The organism is Pseudomonas sp. S2_C11 (assembly GCF_054668395.1).
Genome location: NZ_CP162765.1, coordinates 103,475 through 122,500 on the forward strand (window position 1 = coordinate 103,475; position 19,026 = coordinate 122,500).

Here is a 19,026-nt window from a genome sequence, read left to right on the forward strand (position 1 = left end):
CCGGCGCGTTTGCATACCTGACTGATTGCACCTCACACCACGAGGCACCTTATGAATCGCGAAGAATTCCTGCGTCTGGCCGCTGATGGCTATAACCGCATCCCGTTGGCCTGCGAAACCCTGGCCGACTTCGACACGCCGCTGTCGATCTACCTGAAACTGGCCGACCAGCCCAACTCCTACCTGCTCGAATCGGTGCAGGGCGGCGAGAAATGGGGCCGTTACTCGATCATCGGCCTGCCGTGCCGCACCGTGCTGCGCGTACATGACCATCACGTCAGCATCACCGTTGATGGCGTCGAGACCGAAAGCCATGACGTCGAAGACCCGCTGGCCTTCGTTGAAACCTTCAAAGCGCGCTACAACGTGCCGACCATCGCCGGCCTGCCGCGCTTCAACGGTGGACTGGTCGGTTACTTCGGTTACGACTGTGTGCGCTATGTCGAGAAGCGTCTGGGCAAATGCCCGAACCCGGATCCGCTGGGCGTGCCGGACATTCTGCTGATGGTTTCCGACGCTGTTGTAGTGTTCGACAACCTGGCCGGCAAGATGCATGCGATCGTCCTCGCCGACCCGGCCCAGGCCGATGCCTTCGAGCAAGGTCAGGCGCGTTTGCAGGAACTGCTCGAGCAACTGCGTCAGCCGATCACCCCGCGTCGTGGCCTGGATTTCAGCAAACAGCAATCGGCCGATCCGGTGTTTCGTTCGAGTTTCACTCAGGACGATTACGAAAAAGCCGTCGACACCATCAAGGAATACATCCTTGCCGGCGACTGCATGCAGGTGGTGCCGTCGCAGCGCATGTCGATCGACTTCAAGGCTGCGCCGATCGATCTGTATCGCGCGCTGCGTTGCTTCAACCCGACGCCGTACATGTACTTCTTCAACTTCGGCGATTTCCACGTCGTCGGCAGTTCGCCGGAAGTGCTGGTGCGCGTCGAAGACAACCTGATCACCGTGCGCCCGATCGCCGGCACGCGCCCACGCGGCGCCACCGAAGAAGCCGATGTGGCGCTGGAGCAGGACCTGCTCTCGGATGACAAGGAGATCGCCGAGCACTTGATGCTGATCGATCTGGGCCGCAACGATACCGGGCGCGTTTCGGAAATCGGTTCGGTGAAGCTCACCGAGAAAATGGTCATCGAGCGTTATTCCAACGTGATGCACATCGTCTCCAACGTCACCGGCCAGTTGAAGTCGGGCCTGACCGCGATGGACGCACTGCGAGCAATTCTGCCGGCGGGTACTTTGTCCGGCGCACCGAAGATTCGCGCGATGGAAATCATCGACGAACTCGAGCCGGTCAAGCGTGGCGTGTACGGCGGTGCGGTCGGTTACTTCGCCTGGAACGGCAACATGGACACCGCCATTGCCATTCGTACGGCGGTGATCAAGAACGGTGAATTGCACGTGCAGGCCGGCGGCGGCATCGTCGCCGACTCGGTGCCGGCGCTGGAATGGGAAGAAACCCTGAACAAACGCCGCGCGATGTTCCGCGCCGTGGCCCTGGCCGAGCAAACCCCGGACGCCTGATCCACGCAATTTTCCATGTGGGAGCGAGCCTGCTCGCGAAGAGGTGAGTCAGTCACCGTTGATGCTGACTGACCCAGCGCTTTCGCGAGCAGGCTCGCTCCCACATTGGGTTTTGTGTTGAGGCATAAAAAAAGCGGCGCCCTGACAGGCGCCGCTTTTTTGCATCTACGACTCAGAAATCCAGCACAACCCCGACATTCAGGCCCTGCTGCTTGAAGTCATCATCCTTGCGGAACGTATAACCCCCACGCAGCGCCAGATCAGCCGTCAGCTTGTGACTGACGCCCAGGCTCAAGCGGTTCAGGTGACTTGCCGGTGTGTAGCCTTCAAGGGTGAAGTCATTGGCCGGCAGGGTGTTGAGGGCGATGTTGACCTTCTGCACGTCATCTTCGTACTCACGCTCGTGGGCGTATTCGCCATACACCTGGGTTTGCGCGGTGAAGTTGTACTTGCCTTGAATCCCCAGGCCCAGGCGTTTCGAATCGCGGCTCTGGTCATCGAAGGTCAGCGCGGTGGCGCGGTTGCTCTTTTCCGAGTAACCGTCGACATCGACACTGGCGTAATCGGCGCTGACAAACGGCGACAGATGCCATTGGCTGCCCGGTTGCGCAATGTCATAGCCCAGGCGCGTGCTGAACGCCCACAGGCTGCCGTCGGTATCGCCTTTCTCCGCGCCCTCGCTGGCGCCGAGGTCGAACTTGCGCTTGAGGTTGTCGTAGTCGAGTTTGCCGCCGGTCAGCGCCGCGTCGGCCCACCAGCGGTTCTGCTGGAACTGGGCGAACGCGGTGGCCATGTAGCTGTTGAGTTTGTAGTCGGAATCGTTGTGCCCGGCCTCGAGATTCTGCCGGTACAAACCGGCCGCCACGCCCACGCGCCAGGCCTCATTGAGGCGATAGCTGCCGCCGACGTTAAGGTTGTAACCGCTGCCATCGGCGCTGGCGCCGCTGCTTTGGCTGTCGACATCCAGACGCTGTCCGCCGGCCGAGACAATCGCACGCCATTGGCCGACCGCTTGCCAGTTCTCCCAGTCCGCCTGCCATTGATTGCGCAATTCATCCTGATGCGCGCGCACGGTGCCGTGGGCCATTTCCGGTAGCAGGCTCAATTCCCATGGCGCAGCCAACAGCGAATAGGCGTAATCGGCGATCAGTTTTTGCCCGGATTCGGTCGGGTGTACGCCATCGTTGTAGATCAGTTTGGTCGGATCCGGCGTGGCGCTGTTGATCCCGTAACGGGCGTTTTCCGTGCAGCTATTGCCACTGAAGCAGGTCGCGGTGAGGTTCTGGTCGGTAGCCAGACCAAAGCGCCCCGGGTCGGCGAAGACTTCCGAGAGCAGCACCGGAATGTTCAGCGGAATGACTTCGGCGTTGATGCCTTGCAGGCGCGTCACCAACTGACTGTTGAACTGGTTGGCGAGGGTGCTGCTGAACGCTTGCAGCGGCGTGCCGTTCAGAGCAGGTGTCAGGCCCACGTCGGGCAGCAGCCAGACCATCACGTATTTGGCGCCGGCGGTCTGCAGGGTTTGCACGCTATCGGCCAGTCGATCGGCTGCGGCGTTGGCCTGGGGCAGGCTGAGAATGCGGCCCTGGAGGAAATCGTTGCCGCCACCGGAAATGTAATACAGCGCATTCGGGTCGGCGCGGAAGCCGTTCGACGGCAGGTAACCGGCGCGGGTGCGTTCGCCGGTGGCAGATTGGGTGGTGATCGAGTCGAGAATCTGGTCGGTGCGATAACCACCGACCGCCCAGTTGTTGCCGTCAGGCTGGCCGTTTTCCGCGCGCACTGCGGAGCTGGAAGAGGCTGTCTGGTCGGCCGAAAAACCCAGGCGGCCGCCAAGCAGCTGGGTGGAATTCAATGAAAAAACTTCGCCGCTGCCATCCTGATACACCGGCCCGGTACGGTTGGTGTAACGCTCGGTGGAGCCCGCCGGGCCACCGGTGTCGGCGAAGGTGCCGGCATCGTTGAGGCTGTCACCGAAGACGATGAAACTGGAATAAGGATTGGGCGCTGCATTGGCCTGGGCGCAGGCGAGTGCGAGCAAGCAGCTGGCCAGCGGTACAAACAACGTCTGTCTGATCATGAGCAAGTCCGTTTATTTATTGTTGTAGGTGAACGAAACGACAGTACCAAAAACTTTCGGCATTTTGCCATCGGTCGCGAATCCTTCTGCCGTTTTATAACCCGCAGGCCCCGCCATATTGCACGCTCCGCCCAGCTAAGTTACTGTGCCGGAACGTATGAACGAGACCTTCCCCGTGTTGATCACCAGCAAACTCCTGGATCAAGTCATCAAGGCACACGCCCGCTGGCGTTGGCGCGCCTGAATCTTCTCTGCCGGCTCCGCCGGATCTGTATCGCTTTGCCTTCCTTGTCTGTTTGAAATGCCGCTGTGCTGGCGCCCTCTGCGCGTCCGACATCGCGCAGCGCCCTGCGGGCAAGTCATCTGAAGGCTGTCATCAAGTCAGAATTCAAGAGGTTCGAAACGCCATGTTGCTGATGATCGACAACTACGACTCCTTTACCTACAACGTTGTGCAATATCTCGGCGAGCTGGGTGCCGAGGTCAAAGTGGTGCGCAACGACGAACTGACCATCGCCGAAATCGAAGCGCTGAATCCCGAGCGCATCGTGGTTTCCCCGGGGCCGTGCACGCCCACCGAGGCGGGCGTTTCCATCGACGCGATCAAGCACTTCGCCGGCAAACTGCCGATCCTCGGCGTCTGCCTCGGCCACCAGTCCATCGGCCAGGCCTTCGGCGGTGATGTAGTCCGCGCCCGCCAAGTCATGCACGGTAAGACTAGCCCGGTATTCCACGAGGACAAGGGCGTGTTTGCCGGCCTCAATCATCCGCTCACCGTTACCCGTTATCACTCGCTGATCGTCAAGCACGACAGCCTGCCCGATTGCCTCGAGCTGACCGCATGGACCCAGCACGATGACGGCTCGGTCGACGAGATCATGGGCCTGCGTCACAAGACCCTGAACATCGAGGGTGTGCAGTTCCACCCCGAATCGATCCTCACCGAGCAGGGTCATGAACTGTTTGCCAATTTCCTCAAACAAACCGGCGGCACGCGCTAAGGACTTCCCATGAATATCAAGACAGCCCTGAGCCGTATCGTCGAACACCTCGACCTCAGCACCGATGAAATGCGCGATGTGATGCGCGAAATCATGACCGGTCAGTGCACCGAAGCGCAGATCGGCGCGTTCATGATGGCCATGCGCATGAAGAGCGAAAGCATTGACGAAATCGTCGGCGCCGTGTCGGTGATGCGCGAGCTGGCCGATCAGGTCGAGCTGAAAACCCTCGACGGCGTCGTCGATGTGGTTGGCACCGGCGGTGACGGTGCGAATATCTTCAACGTATCGACCGCGTCTTCCTTTGTTGTCGCAGCCGCCGGTTGCACCGTCGCCAAGCACGGCAACCGCGCGGTGTCCGGCAAGAGCGGCAGTGCCGATCTGCTGGAAGCTGCCGGCATTTATCTGAACCTGACCCCGGTGCAGGTCGCGCGCTGCATCGACAACGTCGGCATCGGTTTCATGTTCGCCCAGACTCACCACAAAGCGATGAAGTACGCCGCCGGCCCGCGCCGCGAACTCGGCCTGCGCACGCTGTTCAACATGCTCGGCCCGCTTACGAATCCGGCCGGTGTGAAACATCAGGTAGTCGGCGTGTTCACTCAGGCGCTGTGCCGGCCATTGGCCGAGGTCTTGCAGCGACTGGGCAGCAAACACGTGCTGGTCGTGCATTCGAAGGACGGTCTGGATGAATTCAGCCTCGCCGCGCCGACCTTTGTCGCTGAATTGAAAAACAACGAAATCACTGAGTATTGGGTCGAACCGGAAGACCTCGGCATGAAGAGCCAGAGCCTGCACGGCCTGTCGGTTGAAGGCCCGGAAGCGTCGCTGGCGCTGATCCGTGATGCCCTCGGCAAGCGCAAAACCGAAAACGGCCAGAAAGCTGCCGAGATGATTGTGCTCAATGCCGGTGCGGCGCTGTATGCCGCCGACCTCGCAAGCAGTCTGAAACAAGGTGTGGAGCTGGCGCACGATGCGCTGCACACCGGCCTCGCTCGGGAAAAGCTCGAGGAGCTGGGTGCCTTTACCGCGGTATTCAAAGTGGAGAATGAAGGATGAGTGTACCGACGGTTCTGGAAAACATTCTGGCGCGCAAGGTTGAGGAAGTCGCCGAGCGCAGCGCTCGGGTCAGCCTGAGCGAGCTGGAAAGTCTGGCCAAGGCGGCCGATGCACCCCGTGGTTTTGCCCAGGCTTTGCTGGCGCAAGCGAAGAAGAAGCAACCGGCCGTGATTGCCGAAATCAAAAAGGCTTCGCCGAGCAAAGGCGTGATCCGCGAAGACTTCGTGCCGGCAGACATTGCCAAGAGCTACGAAAAGGGTGGGGCCACCTGTCTGTCGGTGCTGACCGATATCGACTACTTCCAGGGCGCCGATGCCTACCTGCAACAGGCGCGCGCCGCCTGCAAATTGCCGGTGATCCGCAAGGATTTCATGATCGATCCGTACCAGATCGTTGAAGCCCGCGCGCTTGGCGCCGATTGCGTGTTGTTGATCGTCTCCGCCCTGGACGACGTGAAAATGGCCGAGCTGGCCGCCGTGGCCAAAGGCGTCGGTCTCGACGTCTTGGTGGAGGTGCACGACGGTGACGAGCTGGAGCGCGCGCTGAAGACCCTCGACACGCCGCTGGTCGGGGTCAACAACCGCAACCTGCACACATTCGACGTCAGTCTGGAAACCACCCTCGACCTGCTGCCGCGCATCCCGCGCGATCGCCTGGTGATCACCGAGAGCGGCATCCTCAATCGGGCCGACGTCGAGCTGATGGAAATCAGCGATGTGTACTCGTTCCTGGTCGGCGAAGCGTTCATGCGCGCGGAAAATCCGGGCATTGAATTGCAGCGCCTGTTCTTTCCGGAGCGTGGTGTGCCGATCAGTGGTTCGACCCTCGACTGACCGAGTCGACCTCATTCGCGAGCAGGCTCGCTCCCACATTTGGAATGCATTTCCCCCTGTGGGAGCGAGCCTGCTCGCGAAGGGGCGCTAAATTCCGCTAAAGAGATTCAATCTGCCGGAGCTCACCATGTCGCTGCCAACCCCGCTGACCATCGAATCCGGCCTGCAAGCCGAACAGGACTTGCTGGCCTCGGTCTGCGCCGGCGACGCCGAATTCGGCCTGCTGTTCTGGCAACCCACCGATCGCGCGCTGGTCATGCCGCGCCGCCTCAACCGTCTCCCGCATTTCGACCACGCCTGCGAAGTTTCCGCTGCTGCTGGCTGGCCGGTGCTGTTGCGTGAAACCGGCGGTGAGCCCGTCCCGCAATCCGCTGCGACCGTCAACATTGCCTTGGTATATGCCCCGCCTCGCAGCGAAGGCGATCTGAACCGCATCGAAACCGGCTACCGCCGCCTGTGCGATCCGATCTGTCAGTTGCTGGATGAGTTGGGTGGCACCTCGTCGGTCGGGGAAATCGACGGCGCATTCTGCGACGGCCGTTTCAACGTCAATCTCGACGGTCGCAAGATGGTCGGCACCGCCCAGCGCTGGCGCCAGAGTCAGGGAGGCCAGCGTCCGGTTGGCCTGGTGCATGGTGCGATGCTGATGGATGACGAGCGCGAAGCGATGGTTGCTGCGGTCAATCGCTTCAATGTAGCCTGCGGCCTGGATCAGCGGGTGAGGGCGCAAAGCCACATTGCCCTGTATGAGAAATTCAACGCGCCACAGGCATTGGCGCGTCTCGATGAATTGTTTCGTTTGATGCTGGCGCAGATTTACGTCTAGCGCGTGCCGAAGACCACCATGGTCTTGCCTTTCACATCGACCAGGTTGCGTTCTTCCAGATCCTTGAGCACGCGGCCGACCATCTCTCGAGAACAGCCGACGATACGACCGATCTCCTGGCGGGTGACCTTGATCTGCATGCCGTCCGGGTGAGTCATGGCGTCCGGTTGTTTGCACAACTCCAGCAGGCAGCGGGCGACTCGGCCAGTGACATCGAAAAACGCCAGGTCGCCGACTTTGCGCGTGGTGTTACGCAGGCGTTGTGCGATTTGTCCGCTGAGGGCGTAAAGAATGTCTGGATCCTGCTGCGATAACTCGCGGAACTTGGCGTAACTGATTTCCGCGGTTTCGCATTCAACTTTGGCACGCACCCAGGCGCTGCGCTCCTGCTCCTGACCTGCCTGCTCGAACAGACCCAGTTCGCCGAAGAAATCCCCGGCGTTCAGGTAAGCGATGATCATCTCGCGACCATCGTCGTCTTCGATGAGGATGGTGACCGAGCCTTTGATGATGAAAAACAGCGTGTCCGAGCGATCCCCGGCGCAGATTATATTGCTCTTGGCCGCATGACGCCGGCGCTGGCAATGCATCAACAGCTTGTCGATGTTCTTGATTTTGGGTGTGGGGGTAATAGCAACCATGGTTGTATCCCGAAAAGACTGCACGGTGATGTTTGAGTTTTTATGAGGCGCTGAAGGCGGTCGCTACAGAGCTGACGAATTGGCGCCAGCGAATTGGCGCCAGCTTACCAGACACTTCGTCGAGAATTCGAGAAATTACCTACAGCCAGAAAGCATCCGTCCTAGGACGTCGTTCCTGTCGGGACAAAGCGCTGTGCTAAGCTGGCGACCCTTTTTTTACAGTGGAGTCTGGGCGATGAAGGCACGCATCCAATGGGCTGGCGAAGCCATGTTCCTCGGCGAATCCGGCAGCGGTCATGTCGTGGTAATGGACGGCCCGCCAGATGCCGGTGGCCGTAACCTCGGGGTTCGCCCGATGGAAATGCTCTTGCTGGGTGTCGGCGGTTGCAGCAACTTCGACGTGGTCAGCATCCTGAAGAAGTCGCGCCAGGCCGTTGAAAGCTGTGAAGCCTTCCTTGATGCCGAGCGTGCGACTGAAGATCCCAAGGTGTTTACCAAGATCCACATGCACTTCGTGGTCAAGGGCCGGGGCCTGAAGGAAGCTCAGGTCAAGCGCGCCATCGAGCTGTCGGCCGAGAAGTATTGCTCGGCGTCGATCATGCTCGGCGCGGCTGGCGTGGCAATCACCCACGATTATGAAATCGTCGAACTCGGCTGAACCGACATTCAACTATCATAAAAGCAGTGCAGACTCTGGCGATCCCCCGCTGACGTCTGCATAATGCGCCACTTTTTTCAGGGCAGTGATCGGTCAGCCGACGGGTCATCCGCCTGAACAGATAACCAAAATCGCCATCGCGAAGAGGTGTTAACCGTCCTACGCAGGTGCGTTGTTCGCACTTGACGGGCATGCTTGATCACGCGGCCGCGCCGCATACATAGAGAGTTTTTAACGGTGAAAAGCAAACTCAAGCTCCACGGGTTCAATAACCTGACAAAGACCTTGAGCTTCAACATCTATGACATCTGCTACGCGGAGACCCCGCAAGACCAGCAGGCTTACGTCGAGTACATCAATCAAGAGTACAACGCGAAACGCCTGACGCAGATTCTCACAGAAGTTGTCGAGATCATTGGTGCCAACATCCTGAACATCGCCAGTCAGGACTATGAACCCCAGGGCGCCAGCGTCACGATTCTGATTTCGGAAGAGCCGGTAACCCCGACTGACAGCCAGATCGAAGAATCGCCGGGCCCGTTGCCCGAAATCATTCTGGCCCACCTCGACAAGAGCCACATCACGGTGCACACCTATCCGGAAATCCATCCGGACGACGGTATTGCAACGTTCCGTGTGGATATCGACGTGTCGACCTGTGGTGTCATTTCACCGCTCAAAGCGCTCAACTTCCTCATTCACCAGTTCGATTCGGACATCGTGACCGTGGATTACCGTGTGCGCGGTTTCACCCGTGACGTTGAAGGCAACAAGCACTTCATCGACCACGAGATCAACTCGATCCAGAACTACCTCTCCGAAGACACTCGCGACGCGTACCAGATGACCGACGTGAACGTGTATCAGGAAAACCTGTTCCACACCAAAATGCTGCTGAAGAACTTCGAACTGGACAACTACCTGTTCGGCGACGCCACCAGCAACCTCTCGCCCGAGCAACGTGCCCAGGTGACCGACCGTGTGAAACACGAAATGCTGGAAATCTTCTACGCGCGCAATATGCCGACCTAAGATTCCCGGAAACAAAAAAGGCGACCTCCTGGTCGCCTTTTTCATGCCTCACATAAAACCCCTGTGGGAGCGAGCCTGCTCGCGAAGAGGTCATCAGCACCGACACAGATCTCAGATCCGATACGTACTCTTGGTCATCACCTTCGCCAACAAACTCATGCCGAACTTGACCGGCGCCGGAAAACGAAACCCACCCGCATCCAGGGCACTTTCCGCATGGTGTTCTTCATCGATGCGCATCTGCTCAAGAATCGCCCGGGACTTCTCGTCCTCGGCCGGCAATTGCTCCAGATGTTCGTTCAAGTGTTTGCAGACCTGATGCTCGGTCGCCGCAACGAAACCAAGGCTGACCTTGTCGCTGATCAGTCCGGCCACCGCGCCGATACCGAACGACATGCCGTAAAACAGTGGATTCAGCACGCTGGTGTGGCTACCCAGCTGATGGATGCGCTGCTCACACCAGACCAGATGATCGATCTCTTCTTCAGCCGCGTGCTCCATGGCTGCGCGTACCTGCGGCAACTTGGCGGTCAGCGCTTGCCCCTGATACAGCGCCTGAGCGCAGACTTCGCCGGTATGGTTGATGCGCATCAGGCCGGCGACGTGGCGAGTGTCTTCATCGCTCATCTGCGTATCCGGCTGCAGAATCGCCGGCGACGGGCGGTACGGCTGGCCACTGAAGGGCAACAGAGTGCGCATCGCGGCATCGGCTTGCAGCAGCAGACGGTCTATGGGCGAGTAGTGACGTTGGGTAGTCATGCTGACCTCCGGGAAGAATCTCGGCGGCCAGTTTAACCGAATCGGCCGGCGAGGGTTTGCGCTGGGTCACTTGCTGCGCGGTCAGGCTTTTTTGTGGGAGCGAGCCTGCTCGCGAAAGCGGATTATCGGATACTGAAGTGTTGAATGTATCGGCGCCTTCGCGAGCAGGCTCGCTCCCACAGTTGGTTGTCGCCAATCAGCCCGGCGGCCAGTTCATCTGGCGCTGACCCAGCACGTGCATATGAATGTGATAGACAGTCTGCCCACCAAGTTCATTGCAGTTCATCACTACGCGGAAGCCTTCTTCGCAACCCAGTTCCAGCGCCAGACGCTGCGCGGTGAACAGGATGTGCCCGGCCAGCGCCTTGTCGTCTTCGGTCAGGTCGTTGAGCGTGCGCACCGGTTTTTTCGGGATTACCAGAAAGTGCACCGGAGCCTGGGGGGCGATGTCGTGGAAGGCCAGAACCTGGTCGTCCTCGTAAATGATCTTCGCCGGGATTTCCCGGTTGATGATCTTGGTGAACAGAGTATCCACTGCTGTTTCTCCGTTGAGTTGGGCTGAATCGAGTGTACCGCTTCGAAGTTGTCTTCCTAGCGGGGGCAGTAAGCTTTGTTGACCATGCCGACAATCGTCCGGTTAAGCCAGCGCGAACCCAGCCGCGGCAGGAACGCCAGCCAGCGATTGCGTCGTCCCGGAATGATGATGGCGCGGTTTTTATCTAGTGCGCGTACGGCATGCAGTGCCACTTCTTCCGGACTCATCAGCGAGTGGCTGCTTTCGATCTTTTCGCTACTCATCTGTGCGGTTCGGAAGAACGGTGTGCGCGTCGGGCCGGGGCACAGCACCGAAACTTTCACGCCGCTTTGTTTGAGCTCCACGCGCAGGGCTTCGGAAAAATGCAGCACATAGGCTTTGCTGGCGTAGTACGTGCTCATCCATGGGCCGGGGCTGTACGCAGCCACCGAGGCGACATTGAGGATCTGCCCGCCACCCAGCAGCGCCATGCTGTTGCCCACCGCATGACAGAGGCGGGTGAGGGCGAGAATGTTGACCTCGATGAGGTCCTGCTCGGTCATCCAGTCCTGCGCGAGGAATGGCCCGCAAGTGCCGATGCCGGCGCAGTTGACCAGTAGATCGATCTGCCGGTCACCTTCTTCCAGCTCCAGCAAAAAACCGGAAAGGCGCAACGGTTCGCCGAGGTCGCAGGCGCGAAACAATACTTCGACATCGAAGCGCTGGGTCAGCTCGATGGCGATACTTTCCAGCTGATCACGCTGCCGTGCCACCAGAATCAGGCTGCGGCCGCGCCGGGCCAGTGCTTCGGCCATGGCCAGGCCGATGCCGCTGGAAGCACCGGTGATCAGAGCGTAACGGGTCATGCAGTTCTCCATCGCAACAGCTCCGCGCCGGCGACGCGGTTGTCGCGGCAGGGAGCGCTGTTCATTCTTGCGCAGAGTCTACAGGGGCCTGCGCCGGTTCGGCTGCCTCGTCGGCGGAAATCACTGGCGGTTCGACGACCTCAACTTCGTCGGTGGTCACCGAGCCGCTGTCATAGCTGCTCTCCAGATTGCTTTCATATTCTTCCTGCACAGCCGAGAAGCCGCCAAGAAGGCCTCCGGCAAAAATCAGTGCGAAGAATACGATCCATAACGAGCACAGCACTTTGACCGCCGTGCTGTTCGGCGGTGGTGGCGGGCCATAGCGGTTGGCGCCGGCATTGCCGGGTACGACCATCATCACCAGCGGGAAAAAACTGCCGACGAACGGCACCAGATTCAACAACCACAGCCAGCCCGACCAGCCGATATCGTGCAGGCGCTGAACGCTGAACAGAATGCTGACGATCATGAAACCGAGGAACAGGAAGACCGCCAGAATGCCGCCGAGGATCAGGCCGGTGGTTGAATCGCCACTGACCAGACCCAAGGCAATCAAGGCAAACACACCGACGATGGGCAGGGTCACCAGGCTCAGGACCATGGTCCAGGCGAGAAAGCGCAGGCGACCGATCCGGCCTTCGACGCTGAATGGCTTGAGCGTGGCGAATGGCGGCAGAGCTTCACCGACATTGGCGCGCGGTGGGGCGTAAGGCGAGTCCGGTTCCGCCACCGCTGCAGGGTTATCGTGGACATCCGCCAGATTCAGCTCGATGGCGGTTTCCGCTTCGATCCGCGCATCGATCCCGGTTTTGTTCAATGCCTGCAGATACGTCTGGGCATCGCTGTGGGACAGATCACGTTTGAGGGCGACGGTGCGGCCACTGAACAGGCGCTCGATGGCGGCCACATCGCTTTTGAACAGATCCGCCAGATTCAGTTTGGCGGTGGTGAGGTCGACGCCGGGCTGCAGCGCGCCGTCGAAGACGATCTTGTAACGGGTGTCGCTCATGGCCGAGGCATCCTTGTCGCGATTGGGTTTGCAGTAGTCAGTTCAAGGCCAGTCTGACAGCGACTGGCCGGGGGTATTGCTCAGCGCGGCCAGCGTTCCGGCAGCTGTGCGGCGCGCGCCTGAGCCTGACGATATTCTGCGTCGAGCCGCGCAATCAACTGATCCACGCTTGGCAGGTCACCAATCTGGCCAACACCCTGGCCCGCCGACCACACGGTCTTCCAGGCTTTGGCTTCATCGTTGATCGGCTTGAGCTTGTCGCCGAAGTTCACCTCGCCCTTGCCTTGCAGTGCCGCCATGTCGAAACCGGCCGCCTCCAGGCTCTGGCGCATGAAACTGGCCGGCACTCCCGACACTGCTGGAGTATGAATGATGTCGGCAGCCTTGGCTGTCAGCAGCATGTCTTTGTAGGCGTCAGGCGCGTGACTTTCTGTGGTGCCGATAAATCGCGTACCGAAGTAGGCCAAATCCGCACCGAGCAACTGTGCGGCGAGAATCTCATGGCCGTGGTTCAGACATCCTGCAAGCAAGAGTGTCTTGTCGAAGAACTCGCGGATCTCGGCAATCAGCGCAAACGGGCTCCAGGTACCAGCATGCCCGCCGGCACCGGCCGCGACGGCAATCAGCCCGTCGACACCGGCTTCAGCGGCTTTTTCGGCATGGCGCCGCGTGGTCACGTCGTGAAACACCAGACCGCCATAGCTGTGCACCGCGTCGACCAGTTCTTTCACCGCGCCGAGGCTGGTGATAACGATCGGCACCTTATGCTCCACGCAGATGTCCAGATCCGCCTGCAGGCGCGGGTTGCTGTGGTGAACAATCAGGTTCACCGCATAAGGGGCCGGATTATCCAGCGTCGCCAGGCCCGCTTCGATCTGTTCCAGCCAAGCCTTGAAGCCGCTGCTTTCGCGTTGGTTCAGCGCCGGAAAGCTGCCGACCACACCATTGCGGCAGCAGGCGAGCACCAGTTCCGGATTGGAGATCAGGAACATCGGTGCCGCCACCACGGGCAGACGCAGACGTTGTTCGAGCAAAGCGGGCAGCGACATTGTGAACACCCCGAAGATTTTTATTGATTGAAGTTAGAACGGCTTGACCACGACCAGAATTACGATAGCCAGCAATATCAGAACCGGCACTTCATTGAACCAGCGATAAAAGACATGGCTGCGGGTGTTTTCGCCACGGGCAAAGCGTTTGACCTGCGCGCCGCACATGTGGTGGTAGGCGATCAGCAATACGACCAGGGTCAGTTTGGCGTGGATCCAGCCGCCCTGGCTGAAAAGGCTAGGGTTGAGGTAGATCAGCCAGCCACCGAAGATCAGCGTGGCGATCATCGCCGGGCCCATGATGCCGCGATACAGCTTGCGCTCCATGACGCTGAAGCGTTCCTGGCTGATCGTGTCTGCGCTTTGCGCGTGGTAAACGAACAGGCGCGGCAAGTAGAACAGTCCGGCAAACCAGCAGACGACGCTGACAATGTGAAACGCTTTGAGCCATAGATAGAGCATTTTTGGGTATTCCCTCATTCACGGTAGCCAGATAGTAGAGGCTTGAGCGTCCGCGCGTCACCTTGGCGGTTGTCGCAGGCGCGCGCGGCCCCTATTATCGACGGCTTTCCAGTGGGTTCGTTGAGGGCAGGTTTATGGTCAAGGTCGGTATCGTCGGCGGCACGGGTTACACCGGTGTCGAACTGCTGCGTCTGTTGGCACAGCATCCGCAGGCAGAAGTGGTCGTCATCACTTCCCGATCCGAGGCCGGTCTGGCCGTGGCTGACATGTACCCGAACCTGCGCGGTCACTATGACGGGCTGGCGTTCAGCGTGCCGGACGTGAAAACCCTTGGCGCCTGCGATGTGGTTTTCTTCGCCACGCCACACGGTGTGGCTCACGCCTTGGCAGGCGAGCTGCTGGCGGCGGGCACCAAGGTCATCGACCTGTCCGCCGACTTCCGTCTGCAAGACGCTGATGAATGGGCCAAGTGGTACGGCCAGCCGCACGGCGCGCCAGATCTGCTGGACGAAGCTGTTTACGGGTTGCCGGAAGTCAATCGCGAGCAGATCAAGAAAGCGCGCCTGATCGCGGTACCGGGTTGCTATCCGACCGCAACGCAATTGGGTTTTCTCCCATTGCTGGAAGCAGGTCTGGCTGACGCATCGCGTTTGATCGCCGACTGCAAATCCGGCGTCAGCGGTGCCGGGCGCGGCGCGGCTGTAGGTTCTTTGTACTCCGAGACGTCGGAAAGCATGAAGGCCTACGCGGTAAAAGGTCATCGCCACCTGCCGGAAATTCGCCAGGGCCTGCGTCGCGCGGCGGGCAAGGATGTCGGCCTGACCTTCGTACCGCACCTGACGCCGATGATTCGCGGTATTCACTCCACGCTCTATGCGACCGTGGTCGATCGCTCGGTGGATCTGCAGGCGCTGTTCGAAAAGCGCTACGCCAACGAACCGTTCGTCGATGTAATGCCAGCCGGCAGCCATCCGGAAACCCGTAGCGTGCGCGGCGCCAACGTGTGCCGCATCGCCGTGCATCGTCCACAGGATGGCGATCTGGTGGTCGTACTCTCGGTGATTGACAACCTGGTCAAGGGCGCCTCGGGCCAGGCGGTGCAGAACATGAACATTCTGTTCGGACTGGATGAGCGCTTCGGTCTGTCCCACGCCGGTATGCTTCCTTAACGGCCGTCACAGGTCAGGCGCCGCAAGCTTGAAGCTCACCGCTTGAAGCTTGCAGCTGCCTTTCTAATAGTTGACCAATTTTCTAGGACAAGCGGATAATGCGCGTCATCACGCATTATGGCGGCGTAACGCCGGGAGATAGTCAGCATGAGCGTCGAATCCTTCACCCCCACGGCTTTGCAATTCACCCAAGGTGCTGCGCACAAGGTGAAGAGCCTGGTCGATGAAGAGGGGAATGATCGCTTGAAGCTGCGCGTATTTGTTACGGGCGGCGGTTGTTCAGGGTTTCAATACGGTTTCACCTTCGATGAAGATGTTGCCGAGGACGACACCATTGTCGAGCGCGAAGGCGTGAGTCTGGTGGTTGATCCGATGAGTTTCCAGTACCTGGCCGGTGCGGAGGTGGACTACCAGGAAGGTCTGGAAGGTTCGCGCTTCGTGATTAAGAACCCGAACGCGACAACGACTTGTGGTTGCGGGTCGTCGTTCTCGATCTGATCGCGCTTTACAGCACACAACAAAACGCCGCAGAGCCTTTCGGTTCTGCGGCGTTTTTGTTTCTGAAGGTTATGCCGGGTAGATGGCGCCGAGTACGCGCAGGCCGCGAGCGCCGGTGACGCTTGGCCGATTGGCGGCGATGCCTTCCAGGCAGCAATGGGCGAGCCAGGCGAAGGCCATGGCTTCCACCCAATCTGGATCAACCCCGTGAGTTGCGGTGCTGGCGACTTGGGTATTTGGCAGCAGGTCCGCCAGACGTTTCATCAGCGTGGCGTTGTGCGCGCCGCCGCCACAGACCAGCAGTTCCTGAGTGCCCGATTGAGCGCTTTGTAGCGACTCGACGATGGTCAGCGCCGTAAGTTCGAGCAGGGTGGCCTGAACGTCTTCGGCAGCGAAGGTTGGCAGGTTCGAAAGATGCTGTTCCAGCCATGGCAGATTGAAGACTTCCCGGCCCGTACTTTTCGGGCCTTTGGTCACGAAGAACGGGTCGCTTAGCAGTGCCTTGAGCAGGGTTGGTTCAACCTTGCCGGTCGCAGCCCATTTGCCATCCCGGTCATAGTTTTCGCCACGTTGCCGGTGAATCCAGGCATCCATCAGAACATTCCCCGGCCCGCAGTCGAAACCGGCTACAGGTTTGTTCGGCTCAATCAGGCTGAGATTGCTGAATCCGCCGACATTCAAGACTGCCTGGTTACCAGTACGCTCTTCAAACAAAGCTTCGTGAAAGGCTGGTACCAGAGGCGCACCTTGGCCACCCGCTGCGACATCGCGGCTGCGGAAATCACTGACGACGGTAATACCGGTCAACTCAGTCAGCAGGGCTGGATTACCAATCTGCACGGTAAACCCGCGCGCCGGCTCATGGCGAATGGTCTGACCGTGGCTACCGATAGCGCGGATTCCATCGGGCTTGAGTTGTTGCTGCGCGAGGAGGGTGTGAATGCCCGACGCGGCAAGTTCGACCCAGTGTTGCTGGGCAATCGCCGAGCGGGCGATCTCGTCGGGGCCGCTGGCGCACAAGCCAAGCAGCTCGGCGCGCAGGGAGTCAGGCATTGGCAGGTAGTGGGTGGCGATCAGTTTGATCGCCGAGGTCTGCTCGATCAGGGCGATGTCCAGCCCGTCGAGACTGGTTCCGGACATCACACCGATATACAGGGCCATGGCTTAGCGCTTGCTCGAAGCCAGCATGGTGGCCTTCTCTTGATCCATGCGCGCCATCAGTGGCTGGCTCTGCGCGAGGAAGCGCGCGCGTTCGGACTTGGCGATCGGATCGGCCATTGGCAGCTTCTGGCCCAGCGGATCGACGTGAACGCCGTTGACCTGGAACTCATAGTGCAAATGCGGGCCGGTGGACAGTCCGGTGGTGCCGATATAGCCAATGACTTGACCTTGCTTGACGCTGCCACCGGTTTTCACGCCTTTGGCAAAGCCTTGCATATGGCCATAGAGCGTACGGTAAGTGTTGCCGTGCTGAATGATCACAGTGTTGCCATAGCCACCACGACGACCGGCCAGCAACACTTTGCCGTCACCGGCAGCCTTGATTGGCGTACCCCGTGGCGCTGCGTAATCGACACCTTTGTGGGCGCGGATCTTGTTGAGGATCGGGTGCTTGCGGCCCATGGAAAACTTCGAGCTGATGCGGGCGAAGTCAACAGGGGTGCGGATGAAGGCCTTGCGCATGCTGTTGCCATCGGCAGTGTAATAGCTGCTGTTGCCTTGTTTGTTGGTGTAGCGAACGGCGGTGTAAGTCTTGCCGCGGTTGGTGAAGCGCGCCGACAGGATCGGGCCGGTGCCGACGGCCTTGCCGTTGATGACTTTCTGCTCGTAGATCACATCGAATTCATCGCCCTGACGAATGTCCTGCGCGAAGTCGATGTCGTAGCCAAAGACACTGGCCATGTCCATGGTCAGGCTGTGAGAAAGACCGGCGCGGGCTGCGGACTGCGACAGTGAGCTGTTGATGACACCGTGGACGTAGGCAGTGCGAACAGTTGGCTTGGCAGTCACTCGGTTGAACGAATAACCCTTGTCATTCTTGGTCAGGGTGATGGTTTCAACGTCGCTGACCTTGCTGTGCAGGCTGGTCAACTGGCCTTCCGGACTCAGTTCGAACTCGAGTTTCTGGCCGCGCTTGAGCTGGCTGAACTGTTTGGCTTGCTTGTCGCTTGCCAGTACTTCGTGCACGGAGGCTGCAGGCAGACCGACTTTTTCAAACAGGGTAGACAGTGTATCGCCTTTGGAAACCACGACTTCACGGTGCCCAGGCTCTTTCGGTTTCTCAGCAGGCGCCACAGGTGCTGGCGCGGTTTCAGCGGTTTGTGCGGTGTTTTCGTCGCTGTTTTCGATTTGTGCGAACGGCGAAGCTGCGGGCTCGTTTGTGGCTTGAGCCGCATCAGCAGCGTCTTGATCTTGTGTCAGTTGTTCAGCAGGACTTTCCAGTTCAAGACTCAGAGTCGTCTTTTTGGCTTCAACATCGCTGGAGGGAAATACCAGCAGCGCCAGGCTGAGAAGGGCGGCGATTCCACTTGCGGCGAGCAGGTGGGTCTTCGGGTAAAGCGGGGGCGCTTTAGACGGTTCTGTGGTCATAGGTAATTTTTGACTTTGAAATAGATGAATTGGAAAAGATGAATGACATGATGAAGATGAAATAACTGTATAAAATATAACCAAATCATCGCTGAAGCAAGTCTACAGACCTCGGGTCTGTGGATTGGTGTCCGTGCGCCGGGCAAAACTTGTAATTGGTGCGCGTTCTTGTATGGTTGGTTCCCTTTGAATCTGAGCCTTGCGGGTCTGTTATGAAGTCGGTTGAAGAGCAGCTAGCGCTGATTAAACGTGGTGCGGAAGAACTGTTGGTCGAGTCCGAGCTGGTCGAGAAGCTCAAGCGCGGCCAACCGCTGCGTATCAAGGCTGGTTTCGATCCAACCGCTCCGGATCTGCATCTGGGTCATACGGTGCTTATTAATAAGCTGCGCCAGTTCCAGGAGCTGGGGCACCAGGTCATCTTCCTTATAGGTGACTTCACCGGGATGAT

The 19,026-nt window shown here is 59.4% G+C and carries 20 protein-coding genes (1 of these 20 running past the window's edge); 10 read left to right on the forward strand and 10 right to left on the reverse strand.

The features are described from left to right. The first annotated feature begins 51 nt into the window (after positions 1 to 51). Positions 52 to 1,533: an anthranilate synthase component I gene (gene trpE / locus AB4N48_RS00450; protein WP_122612453.1), complete on the forward strand. Its 1,482-nt coding sequence runs from the start codon at positions 52 to 54 to the stop codon at positions 1,531 to 1,533. A 172-nt stretch (positions 1,534 to 1,705) separates the two neighbouring features. On the opposite strand, the gene estP is transcribed toward trpE, so the two are convergent. Then, positions 1,706 to 3,613: an esterase EstP gene (gene estP, locus AB4N48_RS00455; protein ID WP_460059421.1), complete on the reverse strand. Its 1,908-nt coding sequence runs from the start codon at positions 3,611 to 3,613 to the stop codon at positions 1,706 to 1,708. A gap of 407 nt (positions 3,614 to 4,020) precedes the next feature. Here estP and AB4N48_RS00460 point away from each other — a divergent pair, with 407 nt between their 5' ends. From AB4N48_RS00460 to AB4N48_RS00475, 4 genes are all read left to right on the forward strand, one after another. Next, positions 4,021 to 4,614, forward strand: coding sequence for an aminodeoxychorismate/anthranilate synthase component II (locus tag AB4N48_RS00460; RefSeq protein ID WP_041476683.1), 594 nt, complete (start codon positions 4,021 to 4,023; stop codon positions 4,612 to 4,614). A 9-nt stretch (positions 4,615 to 4,623) separates the two neighbouring features. After that, positions 4,624 to 5,673: an anthranilate phosphoribosyltransferase gene (gene trpD, locus AB4N48_RS00465; RefSeq protein WP_041476682.1), complete on the forward strand. Its 1,050-nt coding sequence runs from the start codon at positions 4,624 to 4,626 to the stop codon at positions 5,671 to 5,673. After that, positions 5,670 to 6,506, forward strand: a complete 837-nt coding sequence (gene trpC, locus AB4N48_RS00470) for an indole-3-glycerol phosphate synthase TrpC (protein WP_041476681.1) — start codon at positions 5,670 to 5,672, stop codon at positions 6,504 to 6,506. The genes trpD and trpC overlap by 4 nt, the downstream gene beginning before the upstream one ends. 127 nt (positions 6,507 to 6,633) lie before the next feature. Beyond that, a complete protein-coding gene (locus tag AB4N48_RS00475) occupies positions 6,634 to 7,332 on the forward strand; it encodes a lipoate--protein ligase family protein (RefSeq protein WP_095181421.1) in 699 nt (232 codons plus the stop codon). Here the strand turns inward: AB4N48_RS00475 and crp are convergent. Beyond that, a complete protein-coding gene (gene crp / locus AB4N48_RS00480) occupies positions 7,329 to 7,973 on the reverse strand; it encodes a cAMP-activated global transcriptional regulator CRP (RefSeq protein WP_041476679.1) in 645 nt (214 codons plus the stop codon). The genes AB4N48_RS00475 and crp overlap by 4 nt on opposite strands. A gap of 235 nt (positions 7,974 to 8,208) precedes the next feature. Here crp and AB4N48_RS00485 point away from each other — a divergent pair, with 235 nt between their 5' ends. After that, complete coding sequence (locus tag AB4N48_RS00485; RefSeq protein WP_016772921.1) at positions 8,209 to 8,631, forward strand: OsmC family protein; 423 nt, start codon at positions 8,209 to 8,211, stop codon at positions 8,629 to 8,631. 237 nt (positions 8,632 to 8,868) lie between these two features. After that, entirely contained in the window at positions 8,869 to 9,663 is a 795-nt protein-coding gene (speD, locus tag AB4N48_RS00490) for an adenosylmethionine decarboxylase (protein WP_024014530.1), read from the forward strand. A 111-nt stretch (positions 9,664 to 9,774) separates the two neighbouring features. On the opposite strand, the gene coq7 is transcribed toward speD, so the two are convergent. The 6 genes from coq7 to hemJ form a co-directional block, all read right to left on the reverse strand. Then, on the reverse strand, positions 9,775 to 10,422 hold the full coding sequence (gene coq7 / locus AB4N48_RS00495; protein WP_041476678.1) for a 2-polyprenyl-3-methyl-6-methoxy-1,4-benzoquinone monooxygenase: 648 nt from the start codon (positions 10,420 to 10,422) through the stop codon (positions 9,775 to 9,777). Between the two features lie 196 nt (positions 10,423 to 10,618). Then, complete coding sequence (locus AB4N48_RS00500; protein WP_017128660.1) at positions 10,619 to 10,957, reverse strand: histidine triad nucleotide-binding protein; 339 nt, start codon at positions 10,955 to 10,957, stop codon at positions 10,619 to 10,621. 56 nt (positions 10,958 to 11,013) lie between these two features. After that, a complete protein-coding gene (locus AB4N48_RS00505) occupies positions 11,014 to 11,802 on the reverse strand; it encodes an SDR family NAD(P)-dependent oxidoreductase (protein ID WP_122612457.1) in 789 nt (262 codons plus the stop codon). A gap of 61 nt (positions 11,803 to 11,863) precedes the next feature. After that, on the reverse strand, positions 11,864 to 12,811 hold the full coding sequence (locus AB4N48_RS00510; protein ID WP_256808154.1) for a DUF805 domain-containing protein: 948 nt from the start codon (positions 12,809 to 12,811) through the stop codon (positions 11,864 to 11,866). An 80-nt stretch (positions 12,812 to 12,891) separates the two neighbouring features. Next, a complete protein-coding gene (locus AB4N48_RS00515) occupies positions 12,892 to 13,860 on the reverse strand; it encodes an NAD(P)H-dependent flavin oxidoreductase (RefSeq protein WP_056786714.1) in 969 nt (322 codons plus the stop codon). 33 nt (positions 13,861 to 13,893) lie between these two features. Beyond that, a complete protein-coding gene (hemJ, locus tag AB4N48_RS00520; protein ID WP_460094620.1) occupies positions 13,894 to 14,322 on the reverse strand; it encodes a protoporphyrinogen oxidase HemJ in 429 nt (142 codons plus the stop codon). Between the two features lie 134 nt (positions 14,323 to 14,456). On the opposite strand from hemJ, the gene argC reads away from it, so the two are divergent. Beyond that, positions 14,457 to 15,491 carry an N-acetyl-gamma-glutamyl-phosphate reductase gene (argC, locus tag AB4N48_RS00525; RefSeq protein WP_041476674.1) on the forward strand — a complete coding sequence of 345 codons (1,035 nt, stop codon included), beginning with the start codon at positions 14,457 to 14,459 and terminating at the stop codon, positions 15,489 to 15,491. Positions 15,492 to 15,638: 147 nt separating this feature from the next. Further along, positions 15,639 to 15,989 carry an iron-sulfur cluster insertion protein ErpA gene (erpA, locus tag AB4N48_RS00530; RefSeq protein ID WP_003228776.1) on the forward strand — a complete coding sequence of 117 codons (351 nt, stop codon included), beginning with the start codon at positions 15,639 to 15,641 and terminating at the stop codon, positions 15,987 to 15,989. Positions 15,990 to 16,058: 69 nt separating this feature from the next. Here erpA and AB4N48_RS00535 read toward each other — a convergent pair whose 3' ends face one another. Then, entirely contained in the window at positions 16,059 to 17,150 is a 1,092-nt protein-coding gene (locus AB4N48_RS00535; RefSeq protein ID WP_460094622.1) for an anhydro-N-acetylmuramic acid kinase, read from the reverse strand. Between the two features lie 3 nt (positions 17,151 to 17,153). Beyond that, complete coding sequence (locus AB4N48_RS00540; protein WP_252868375.1) at positions 17,154 to 18,578, reverse strand: peptidoglycan DD-metalloendopeptidase family protein; 1,425 nt, start codon at positions 18,576 to 18,578, stop codon at positions 17,154 to 17,156. A gap of 212 nt (positions 18,579 to 18,790) precedes the next feature. On the opposite strand from AB4N48_RS00540, the gene tyrS reads away from it, so the two are divergent. Beyond that, positions 18,791 to 19,026, forward strand: the 5' end (the start) of a protein-coding gene (gene tyrS, locus AB4N48_RS00545) for a tyrosine--tRNA ligase (RefSeq protein WP_016772931.1). Its footprint extends 964 nt past the window's final position; only the first 236 of its 1,200 coding nucleotides appear in the window; it begins with the start codon at positions 18,791 to 18,793; its stop codon lies beyond the right edge, outside the window.

Bases quoted from the DNA above. Each gene is read 5' to 3' on its own strand.
- trpE (WP_122612453.1), top strand. From the start codon at position 52: ATGAATCGCGAAGAATTCCTGCGTCTGGCCGCTGATGGCTATAACCGC.
- estP (WP_460059421.1), bottom strand. From the start codon at position 3,613: ATGATCAGACAGACGTTGTTTGTACCGCTGGCCAGCTGCTTGCTCGCA.
- AB4N48_RS00460 (WP_041476683.1), top strand. From the start codon at position 4,021: ATGTTGCTGATGATCGACAACTACGACTCCTTTACCTACAACGTTGTG.
- trpD (WP_041476682.1), top strand. From the start codon at position 4,624: ATGAATATCAAGACAGCCCTGAGCCGTATCGTCGAACACCTCGACCTC.
- trpC (WP_041476681.1), top strand. From the start codon at position 5,670: ATGAGTGTACCGACGGTTCTGGAAAACATTCTGGCGCGCAAGGTTGAG.
- AB4N48_RS00475 (WP_095181421.1), top strand. From the start codon at position 6,634: ATGTCGCTGCCAACCCCGCTGACCATCGAATCCGGCCTGCAAGCCGAA.
- crp (WP_041476679.1), bottom strand. From the start codon at position 7,973: ATGGTTGCTATTACCCCCACACCCAAAATCAAGAACATCGACAAGCTG.
- AB4N48_RS00485 (WP_016772921.1), top strand. From the start codon at position 8,209: ATGAAGGCACGCATCCAATGGGCTGGCGAAGCCATGTTCCTCGGCGAA.
- coq7 (WP_041476678.1), bottom strand. From the start codon at position 10,422: ATGACTACCCAACGTCACTACTCGCCCATAGACCGTCTGCTGCTGCAA.
- AB4N48_RS00505 (WP_122612457.1), bottom strand. From the start codon at position 11,802: ATGACCCGTTACGCTCTGATCACCGGTGCTTCCAGCGGCATCGGCCTG.
- AB4N48_RS00510 (WP_256808154.1), bottom strand. From the start codon at position 12,811: ATGAGCGACACCCGTTACAAGATCGTCTTCGACGGCGCGCTGCAGCCC.
- AB4N48_RS00515 (WP_056786714.1), bottom strand. From the start codon at position 13,860: ATGTCGCTGCCCGCTTTGCTCGAACAACGTCTGCGTCTGCCCGTGGTG.
- hemJ (WP_460094620.1), bottom strand. From the start codon at position 14,322: ATGCTCTATCTATGGCTCAAAGCGTTTCACATTGTCAGCGTCGTCTGC.
- argC (WP_041476674.1), top strand. From the start codon at position 14,457: ATGGTCAAGGTCGGTATCGTCGGCGGCACGGGTTACACCGGTGTCGAA.
- erpA (WP_003228776.1), top strand. From the start codon at position 15,639: ATGAGCGTCGAATCCTTCACCCCCACGGCTTTGCAATTCACCCAAGGT.
- AB4N48_RS00535 (WP_460094622.1), bottom strand. From the start codon at position 17,150: ATGGCCCTGTATATCGGTGTGATGTCCGGAACCAGTCTCGACGGGCTG.
- AB4N48_RS00540 (WP_252868375.1), bottom strand. From the start codon at position 18,578: ATGACCACAGAACCGTCTAAAGCGCCCCCGCTTTACCCGAAGACCCAC.